The sequence below is a fragment of the Acidovorax sp. KNOB132 genome (genome assembly GCF_057541515.1).
Window position 1 is genome coordinate 1 of record NZ_BAAJYT010000146.1, and the last position, 9,476, is coordinate 9,476.

Annotated in this window: 9 protein-coding genes and 3 pseudogenes; 10 read left to right on the forward strand and 2 right to left on the reverse strand. The window is 68.1% G+C overall.

The window, feature by feature from the left end:
• A pseudogene (locus AC27IO_RS16435) lies at positions 1-174 on the reverse strand (ComF family protein); the annotation flags it as partial.
• 37 nt (positions 175-211) lie between these two features.
• Between AC27IO_RS16435 and AC27IO_RS16440 the strand changes: the two are divergent.
• The 7 genes and pseudogenes from AC27IO_RS16440 (at position 212) to AC27IO_RS16470 (ending at position 6,369) form a co-directional block, all read left to right on the forward strand.
• Positions 212-1,117 (forward strand): methyltransferase domain-containing protein, encoded by a 906-nt coding sequence (locus tag AC27IO_RS16440; RefSeq protein ID WP_498739732.1) that lies wholly within the window; start codon positions 212-214, stop codon positions 1,115-1,117.
• Between the two features lie 489 nt (positions 1,118-1,606).
• Positions 1,607-2,776 carry a cytochrome c oxidase subunit II gene (gene coxB / locus AC27IO_RS16445; protein WP_272565032.1) on the forward strand — a complete coding sequence of 390 codons (1,170 nt, stop codon included), beginning with the start codon at positions 1,607-1,609 and terminating at the stop codon, positions 2,774-2,776.
• A gap of 33 nt (positions 2,777-2,809) precedes the next feature.
• A complete protein-coding gene (gene ctaD, locus AC27IO_RS16450; protein WP_272549039.1) occupies positions 2,810-4,450 on the forward strand; it encodes a cytochrome c oxidase subunit I in 1,641 nt (546 codons plus the stop codon).
• Between the two features lie 13 nt (positions 4,451-4,463).
• Positions 4,464-4,574 carry a cytochrome oxidase small assembly protein gene (locus AC27IO_RS16455; protein ID WP_272549038.1) on the forward strand — a complete coding sequence of 37 codons (111 nt, stop codon included), beginning with the start codon at positions 4,464-4,466 and terminating at the stop codon, positions 4,572-4,574.
• A gap of 45 nt (positions 4,575-4,619) precedes the next feature.
• Positions 4,620-5,190 (forward strand): annotated as a pseudogene (locus AC27IO_RS16460) (cytochrome c oxidase assembly protein); the annotation flags it as partial.
• A 27-nt stretch (positions 5,191-5,217) separates the two neighbouring features.
• Positions 5,218-5,436, forward strand: a complete 219-nt coding sequence (locus AC27IO_RS16465; protein ID WP_284429362.1) for a DUF2970 domain-containing protein — start codon at positions 5,218-5,220, stop codon at positions 5,434-5,436.
• Positions 5,437-5,487: 51 nt separating this feature from the next.
• Positions 5,488-6,369, forward strand: a complete 882-nt coding sequence (locus AC27IO_RS16470; protein WP_272565029.1) for a cytochrome c oxidase subunit 3 — start codon at positions 5,488-5,490, stop codon at positions 6,367-6,369.
• Positions 6,370-6,480: 111 nt separating this feature from the next.
• Here the strand turns inward: AC27IO_RS16470 and AC27IO_RS16475 are convergent, their stop codons facing one another.
• On the reverse strand, positions 6,481-6,711 hold the full coding sequence (locus AC27IO_RS16475) for a twin transmembrane helix small protein (RefSeq protein WP_272549034.1): 231 nt from the start codon (positions 6,709-6,711) through the stop codon (positions 6,481-6,483).
• A gap of 6 nt (positions 6,712-6,717) precedes the next feature.
• Here AC27IO_RS16475 and AC27IO_RS16480 point away from each other — a divergent pair, with 6 nt between their 5' ends.
• The 3 genes and pseudogenes from AC27IO_RS16480 to AC27IO_RS16490 all read left to right on the forward strand — a co-directional run bounded on the left by AC27IO_RS16480 (position 6,718) and on the right by AC27IO_RS16490 (position 9,383).
• On the forward strand, positions 6,718-7,488 hold the full coding sequence (locus AC27IO_RS16480; RefSeq protein ID WP_498739739.1) for an SURF1 family protein: 771 nt from the start codon (positions 6,718-6,720) through the stop codon (positions 7,486-7,488).
• Positions 7,430-8,178: pseudogene (locus AC27IO_RS16485) on the forward strand (SCO family protein). The gene AC27IO_RS16480 and the pseudogene AC27IO_RS16485 overlap by 59 nt, the downstream one beginning before the upstream one ends.
• Entirely contained in the window at positions 8,178-9,383 is a 1,206-nt protein-coding gene (locus AC27IO_RS16490) for a COX15/CtaA family protein (RefSeq protein WP_284429594.1), read from the forward strand. Before AC27IO_RS16485 ends, AC27IO_RS16490 begins: the two are co-directional and overlap by 1 nt.
• Positions 9,384-9,476 lie beyond the last annotated feature (93 nt).

The following is a 9,476-nucleotide window of genomic DNA, read 5'->3' on the forward strand; positions in this document are numbered from 1 at the left end:
CGGCAAGGGCAGGGCGCAGGTCGCGCAGCGCGGCTGCGGCTGTGCGAAGCGGGTGGCGCAGGCATCGCAGACGCGCCGCGCGGGCCAGGCATGGCAGACGGCGCATTGGCTGGGCACGGCACCCAGGGCCGCGCCCAGCCAGTGCGATATCCCTGCAAGGTGCCTGTGGAGCATCGACTCAATATACTCGCCGCGACCCCCGTCCCCCACGATGCCAGAGCACCTTCCCCCCACCATCGACCCGCCCGCCGCGGCCCGCTGGCATGCCGCCGCCCCCGCCATCTCCCCCTGGCTGCACGAGGAGGTGGCCCGGCGCATGGACGACCGGCTCCAGTGGATCCGCCAGGCCCCGGCCGCCTGGTGCGACTGGGACCCGGTGCGCGGTGGCCTGCAGGCCCATGCCCTGGTGCGCCAGCGTTACCCCCAGGCCGCCTGCCAGGTGGCGGAAACCGCGGTGCGCCGCCAGCCGGTGGCCGAGCAGGCATTGGGCGCGGCATGGTGGAGCCCTTCGCGCTGGGGTGGGCGTGCTCCGAAGTTCGGCCTGCCGGCGGACGGCAGCGTCAACATGGTGTGGTCCAACATGGCGCTGCACACGGCCGCCGACCCGCAGCGGCTGATCGGCCAGTGGCACCGGGCACTCGCCGTGGACGGCTATCTCATGTTCTCCTGCCTGGGCCCCGACACCGTGCGCGAACTGCATGCCGTCTACGCCGAACTGGGCTGGCCGCCCGCCGGCCATGCCATGACGGACATGCACGACTGGGGCGACATGCTGGTGCAGGCCGGGTTCGCCGAACCGGTGATGGACATGGAACGCATCCGGCTGACCTTCGCCACACCGGCCCGGCTGCTGCAGGAGTTGCGCGAACTGGGCTGCAACCTGCACCCGGCGCGCTTTCCCGCGCTGCGCGGGCGGCGCTGGCGCGAGCGCCTGGAACAGGCGCTGGCCGACCGCCTGGCCGACCCGAACGAGGGCGGCCAGCTGGCGCTGACCTTCGAGATCGTCTATGGCCACGCCTTCAAGCCGGCGCCACGGTTGCGGGTGAGCGAGAGCAGCGCCGTGTCGCTGCAGGACATGCGCGCCATGCTGCAGGGGGCGAGAAAGCCGGGCGCCTGAGGGTGTTTTCCCGGGGGCAGGGCCCCCATGATCCGTCGCAACAGCAGGCTACAATTCTTGGCGGTGCTGTTCCGGAACTTCTGCTGCGCGGTGCGATCCCTGCGGCCCCGCCGGGAGGCCGCCTGTCGGTGGCAGGCTCTGCGGTCGGCGCGAAACCTTCCAACCTTCTCATGGTTTGTACGGGGCTGTGCGGCGGATGTCGCCGCGGGCCTTGCAATCGGGCCACGGGAACGGCATGCTGCACGGTGCAGGGCACGCGCCAACCCGCGCGGGCCTTGAAGGTCAGGAGACAAAAAGCGAAGCACCGCCGGTGCTCCGCATCGATGAAACCGGGTTCATGTGGAACCCAGCCGCGCTGAAGGGCTCGGGCATTGCGCCCCAAGGCCCGGGCACGGTCTGGATGTTGGAATTCGCATGGCTTTGTGCGCCGCCCCGACCCCACGCGGGGGCGCCCAGGGATTGGTTAATTGAGGCTTAGAAGTGAGAACTATGAAGAGCATTTCCAACAAGCTGGCTTCTTTGCTGCTGATGGCGGGTGCATGGGTGGGCACCGCAGCCCACGCCGTGCAGGATCTTCCCGGTGGCCCGGCCGTCAACCAATTGAATCTGGCGCCTCCGGTCACCCGCATCGCCGAGGAGCAGCAGTTCCTGCACTGGATGATGCTCATCATCTGCACGGTGATCTTCATCGCCGTGTTCGCGGTGATGTTCTATTCGATCTGGAAGCACCGCAAGTCGCGCGGCGTCAAGCCGGCCAATTTTCATGAGTCCGTGACCGTCGAGGTTATCTGGACCATCGTGCCCTTCATCATCGTGATCCTCATGGCGCTGCCCGCCACCAAGGTGCTCGTGGCGCAAAAGGACACCACCAACGCCGACCTGACCATCAAGGTCACCGGCTACCAGTGGAAGTGGGGCTACGACTACATCACCGGCGAAGGCCAGGGCCTGGCGTACATCTCCACGCTCGACAGCAGCCACCGCCGCATGTCCGACAGCGGCAACGTGAGCAACGCGCCGGCCGACTACCTGCTCAAGGTGGACAACCCCCTGGTGGTGCCCGTGGGCAAGAAGGTGCGCGTGATCACCACCGCCAACGACGTGATCCACTCGTTCATGGTGCCGGCCTTCGGCATCAAGCAGGATGCGATCCCCGGCTTCGTGCGCGACACCTGGTTCCGAGCCGACAAGGTGGGCGACTACTACGGCCAGTGCGCCGAGCTGTGCGGCAAGGAACACGCCTACATGCCCATCCACGTGAAGGTGGTCTCCGCTGCCGACTACACCCAGTGGGTGGCGGGCGAGAAGAAGAAGGCCGCGGCCAAGCTGGACGACCCGAGCAAGGTGTGGACGCTGCAGGACATCCTGCCGCGCGGCGAGAAGGTCTATGCCGCCAACTGCGCGGCCTGCCACCAGGCCAACGGCAAGGGCGCGGGCCCCATCAAGCCGCTGGACGGCTCCGCCATCGTCAAGAGCGACGACCACACCCAGCAGATCCACATCGTGCTCAAGGGCGCCGCCAACGGCGCGATGCCCTCCTGGGCGCAGTTGAGCGACACCGATCTGGCGGCCGTGGTGAGCTACACCAAGAACGCCTGGTCCAACAAGACGGGGCAGATCGTGCAGCCGTCCGAGATCCTGGCCCAGCGTGGCAAATAGCCACCCACGCCCCAACGCACTGAGGAATCCAAGATGAGCGCAGTTCTCGACAACCACGGTCACGCGGGCGGCCACGCACACGACAGCCACGGCGATCACCACCATCACGGCCCGACGGGCTGGCGGCGTTGGGTGTTCGCGACCAACCACAAGGACATCGGTACGCTGTACCTGCTGTTCTCGTTCACCATGCTGATGGTGGGCGGCATCCTGGCGCTGCTGATCCGCGCCGAGCTGTTCAAGCCCGGCCTGCAGCTGGTGAACCCCGAGCTGTTCAACCAGCTCACCACCATGCATGGCCTGATCATGGTGTTCGGCGCCATCATGCCGGCGTTCGTGGGCTTCGCGAACTGGATGATCCCGCTGCAGATCGGCGCATCCGACATGGCCTTCGCGCGCATGAACAACTTCAGCTTCTGGCTGATGATCCCGGCGGCCATCATGCTGGTGACCTCGTTCCTCATGCCTGGCGGCGCGCCGGCGGCGGGCTGGACGCTGTATGCGCCGCTCACGCTGCAGATGGGCCCGTCGATGGATGCCGGCATCTTCGCGATGCACATCCTGGGGGCCTCGTCCATCATGGGATCGATCAACATCATCGTGACCATCCTGAACATGCGCGCACCCGGCATGACGCTGATGAAGATGCCCATGTTCGCCTGGACCTGGCTCATCACTGCCTACCTGCTGATCGCCGTGATGCCCGTGCTGGCCGGCGCCATCACCATGACGCTGACCGACCGCCACTTCGGCACCAGCTTCTTCAACCCCGCCGGCGGCGGCGACCCGGTGATGTACCAGCACATCTTCTGGTTCTTCGGCCACCCCGAGGTGTACATCATGATCCTGCCGGCCTTCGGCATCATCAGCCAGATCGTGCCGGCGTTCTCGCGCAAGCGGCTGTTCGGCTATGCCTCCATGGTGTATGCCACCTCGTCCATCGCCATCCTGTCGTTCATCGTGTGGGCCCACCACATGTTCACGACCGGCATGCCCGTGACCGGCCAGCTGTTCTTCATGTACGCCACCATGCTGATCTCGGTGCCCACGGCCGTGAAGATCTTCAACTGGATCGCCACCATGTGGCGCGGCTCCATGACGTTCGAGACCCCGATGCTGTTCGCCGTGGGCTTCATCTTCGTGTTCACCATGGGCGGCTTCACCGGGCTGATCCTGTCGATGGCCCCCATCGACATCCAGCTGCAGGACACCTACTACGTGGTGGCCCACTTCCACTACGTGCTGGTGGCCGGCTCGCTGTTCTCCATGTTCGCCGCGTACTACTACTGGGCGCCGAAGTGGACCGGCGTGATGTACAGCGAAACCCGGGGCCGCATCCACTTCTGGGGCTCGCTCATCACGTTCAACGTGACGTTCTTCCCCATGCACTTCCTGGGCCTGGCCGGCATGCCGCGCCGCTATGCCGACTACCCCATGCAGTTCGCCGACTTCAACATGCTGGCCTCCATCGGCGCGTTCGGCTTCGGCCTGATGCAGGTGTACTTCTTCCTGTTCATCGTGGTGCCCGCGATGCGCGGCAAGGGCGAAGTGGCGCCGCAGCGCCCGTGGGAAGGGGCCGAGGGCCTCGAATGGGAAGTGCCTTCGCCGGCGCCTTTCCACACGTACGAGACGCCGCCGAAGCTGGACGCCTCGGCCACCCGCGTGATCGGCTGAGGAGGGCCTGGCAATGACCCCCGAGCAAAAGAAGTCCAACCGGCGCATGGCGCTGATCCTGGCCTCGGTGGCCGTGGCCTTCTTCGTCGGCTTCATGGTCAAGATGGCCTGGCTGGCCCGCTGAAAGCCTGGACGCGCCATGGGCATGTTCCGCACCGAAAACGCCAAGATGGTGGGCAAGCTGGCCGTGATCTCGGTCGGCATGTTCGCCTTCGGCTACGTGCTCATTCCCATCTACAAGCACATCTGCGAGATGACCGGCATCAACATCCTGTCGCTGTCTGAGCGGCAGGTGCCGGGCAACGGGGTGGCGGGCCGCGATGTGAAGGTGCCCGCGAACACGCAGGTGGACAAGAGCCGTACCATCACCGTGGAGTTCGATGCGAACGCGCGCGGCCCGTGGGACTTCAAGCCCGCGCAGCGCTCGCTGCAGGTGCACCCGGGCGAGTTGGCCACGGTCATGTACGAGTTCCAGAACGTGCAGAACCGCCGCATGGCCGCGCAGGCCATCCCGAGCTACGCACCGCGGCAGGCGGCCGCGCACTTCAACAAGCTCGAGTGCTTCTGCTTCAACCAGTACGTGCTGGAGCCGGGCGAAAAAAAAGCAATGGCCCGTGGCGTTCGTGATCGACCCGCGCCTGTCCAAGGACGTGACCACCATCACCCTGTCCTATACCTTCTTCGAGGTGGGCGGCAAGACGCCGCCCGCGCCCACCGAGCCCACTGCCGCGCTGCCCGCCGGCGTGGTGCCGCAGGGGGGCCGGATCGTGAGCCCGCGCACCCCCGGCGAATCGCCGGCGCGCCGCAAGGGCTCGCTGCTGCGCACCGTGCGGGCGGTGGCGTGGTCGTTCATCGGCCTGCGCAAGGGCTCGGAATACCAGCAGGACGTGGAGCGGCTGAACCCCATCCACATCATCGCCGTCGGCCTGGCCGCGGCGCTGCTGCTGGTGGTCGGGCTGATCGCGCTGGTCAACTGGGTCGTCTGATGGACGGCCGCAGCCCGACGGATAACAACGATTTGAGATTCAGGAGCTGACATGAGTGCATCTACCCCCGGCACGACCCCGTACTACTACGTGCCCGCCGAATCGCGCCATCCGGTGATGGCGGCGGCCGGCCTGTTCTTCGTGATCCTGGGCGCGGGCCAGTGGGTCAATGGCCATGACTGGGGCAAGTATTCGCTCGCCCTGGGCATGGTGTGGTGGCTGTTCGTGCTGTACCAGTGGTTCCGCGATGCCGTGCGCGAGAGCGAGGGCGGCCTGTACGGGCACAAGATCGATCTGTCCTACCGCTGGAGCATGAGCTGGTTCATCTTCTCGGAGGTGATGTTCTTCGGCGCCTTCTTCACCGCCCTGTGGTGGGCGCGCTCCCATTCGGTGCCGGCCCTGGGCAGCCTGGACAACGCGCTGCTGTGGCCCGACTTCAAGGCCGTGTGGCCTAGCATGGCGGCGGGCATGACCGCATCGCCCGCCGGCATCGTGGAGCCCTTCCAGACGGTCGGCCCGTTCTGGCTGCCCACGATCAACACGGCGCTGCTGCTGACCTCCGGCGTCACGCTGACCATCGCGCACCATGCGCTGCGCGAAAACCACCGCGGCAAGACCATCGCCTTCATGTGGGCCACCGTGCTGCTGGGCATCGTCTTCCTGTGCGTGCAGGGCTACGAGTACTACCACCTGTACACCGACCTGAACCTCAAGCTCAGCTCCGGCGTCTTCGGCTCCACCTTCTTCATGCTGACGGGCTTTCACGGCTTTCACGTGTTCGTGGGCATGCTGATGCTGCTGTTCATCACGCTGCGCCTGCAAAAGGGCCACTTCACGCCGGAAAAGCACTTCGGCTTCGAGGGCGCCGCCTGGTACTGGCACTTCGTGGACGTGGTGTGGCTGGGCCTGTACGTGCTGGTCTATTGGCTGTAATCCAGGCCCCTCGGCGGCCCGACGAAAAAAGCGCCGCAGGGCGCTTTTTTTGCGGCGGTGCTCCGGTGCCCGCCGCGGCCCGTGGGCCATGCCGGGCAGGCCGGGTGGCGCTCAGCGCGTGGCCGGCAGTCCGGTGGGCTGGATGTAGCCCAGCTTCCAGGCGGCCAGCAGGCACAGGAAGAGCAGAATCGACAGCCCCACGCGGACGGCGAGCGCGCGGGCCATGTGGCCGCTGCGGGCTTTGTCGTTGCGGCCGTTGCGCATCATGAAGAACAGCGCGGAACCGAGGCTCGCCAGAATGGCCAGGAAGGCCAGCACCACCACGTATTTCATGGAGCGCATTATCCCGTGACATCTGCAAGACGCCGATTGGGCCTGCAATTTTGGCTGGTCAGCCTGGCCGCTGTGCTGGCCATGGCCGCGACCGCGTCGCTCGGGCGCTGGCAGCTGTCCCGCGCGGCGCAGAAGGAAGCCTTGCAAGCCGCCATCGACGCGCGTTCGGCCCGGCCGCCATTGGAGGGCGCCACGCTCGCGGCCCTGCCTGCGGCCACGGGGCCGGACGACCCGCTGGTGCACCGCCGCATAGTTCTGCGCGGCCGCTGGCTGCCCGCCCATACCGTTTTCCTGGACAACCGGCAGATGCAGGGCCGGCCGGGGTTCTTCGTGCTCACGCCGCTGCAATTGCAGGGCAGCGCCACCAGCGTGCTGGTGCAGCGCGGCTGGGTGCCGCGCAATTTCCAGGACCGCACCCAGTTGCCCCAGATCCCCGCGCCGGCCGGCGACACCGAGGTGGAAGGCCGCATCGCGGCGGCGCCATCGCGGCTGTACGAAGTTGGCGCCACCGGCAGCGCCGAGGGGTCTTCCCGCATCCGGCAAAATCTCGACCTGGCAGCCTATCGCGGCGAGACCGGCCTGGCCCTGGCGCCACTCACCGTGCTGCAGACGGGGGGCGCGAGCGACGGGTTGCTGCGCGACTGGCCCGTCATCGACGCCGGGGTCGAAAAACACTACGGCTACGCCGTCCAATGGTTCGGGCTTTGCGGCCTGGTGGCAATCCTCTATGTCTGGTTCCAAATCGTCCGACGCTTCCTTCGCCCACGCCGCCAGCCTGCCGCCTGACGCGCCCCAGGGCGCCCACCCGCTGGGCCTCACGGTGCACAGCCTGCCGCCCGCGGGCGGGGCCATGGCGGCCGTGCAGCAGTCGCGCCAGGGGCGCTGGAAGATGCTGGGCATCCTGCTGGTGTGCGCAGCACCCGTGGTGGCCTCGTACTTCACCTACTACGTGCTGCGGCCCGAAGGGCGGCGCAATTTCGGCGAACTCATCGCCCCCCAGCGCGCGATGCCGGCGGGCATGGCGACCACCACCCTTGATGGCGCTCCCGGTCGGCTCGACCAGCTGCAGGGCCAGTGGCTGCTCGTGAGCGTGGCGCCCGGCGCCTGCGGCACCGCCTGCCAGAACCATCTGTATCTGCAGCGGCAGCTGCGCGAAAGCCTGGGCAAAGACAAGGACCGCATCGACTGGGTCTGGCTGGTGACCGATGGCGCCGCGCCGCCGCCCGAGATCCAGCCGGGCCTGCAAAAGGCCCAGGTGCTGCGGGTGGATGCGCAGGCGCTGTCCGCGTGGCTCGCGCCCGCCACCGGCCACGCGATCGAAGACCATCTCTACGTCGTCGATCCCATGGGCCACTGATGATGCGTTTTCCGGCGGGCCTGGACGCCGCCGGGGCCGCCAAGGCCAAGCGCGACCTGGAGCGGCTGATGCGCGCCTCGGCCTCGTGGGACCAGCCCGGCCGCACCGGAGCGCCATGATGCAGGACGCCCAGCCGCTGTACGACCTGGCCCCGCTCGCCCGCATGGTGCTGCTGGGCGCGGTGATCGCGCTCGGGCCGCTGGCCTGGGTGTGGCTGCGCAACCGCGGCACCTCGCGCGTGCGGCGCCTGCAGGCGCTCACCGTGCTGACCCTGTTCCTCACCTTCGATCTGGTGCTGTTCGGCGCCTTCACCCGGCTCACCGATTCGGGCCTGGGCTGCCCCGACTGGCCGGGCTGCTACGGCAACGCCAGCCCGCTGGGCGCGCATGCCGAAATCTCCGCCGCCCAGCAGGCCATGCCCACCGGCCCGGTCACGCACGGCAAGGCCTGGGTGGAGATGATCCACCGCTATCTGGCCAGCGGCGTGGGCATGCTCATCATCGTGCTCACCGTCGGCGCATGGTGGCAGCGGTCTCGCGCGGCCAGGCACCAGGGCCCGCCGCCCGCCCTGAGCCCCTGGTGGCCCACGGCGACGCTGGTGTGGGTGTGCCTGCAGGGCGCATTCGGTGCGCTCACGGTGACCATGAAGCTCTTTCCCGCCATCGTGACGCTGCACCTGATCGGCGGGCTGGTGCTGCTGGCGCTGCTGTGCGTGCAGGCCGTGCGCGAGACGCACGCCGCACGCGGCATCCTGCCCGTGGCGCTGGGCCGGGGCCTGCGGGGCCTGCTGGTGGCGACCACCGTGCTGCTGGCGGTGCAGATCGTGCTCGGCGGCTGGGTGAGCACCAACTATGCGGTGCTGGCCTGCACCACGTTCCCCACATGCCAGGGCAGCTGGTGGCCCGACATGGCCTTCGGCCAGGGCTTCGAGATCTGGCGGCCGCTGGGCCTGCTGCAGGACGGCAGCCACATCACCTTCGCGGGCCTCACGGCCATCCACTATGCGCACCGGCTGGCGGCCTACGCCGTGCTGCTGGCCCTCGGCGTGCTGGCCTGGCGCCTGCATCGCGCCGCGCTGCTGCCGGCCCAGGCGCGCTGGATCGCGGGCCTGGCGCTGATGCAGTTCGCCACCGGCCTGTCCAACGTGGTGCTGGACTGGCCCCTCGTGGCCGCCGTGCTGCACACCGGCGGCGCCGCGGCCCTGGTCGTGGTCCTCACCTGGGCCCTGGCCGCCAGCCGCGCCGTGGGCGCCGCCCGTCCCCTGGCCGCCGCTGCCGGCGCACCGACAACCGCGCCCACGGGCGCAACGAGAATCTCCGCATGAGCGCTGCTCCCGCCACCTCCCCTCCGATCGCCAGCATGCCCGTCGCGCGCGCGCAGTTCTATGCGCTGACCAAGCCGCGCGTGGTCCAGCTGA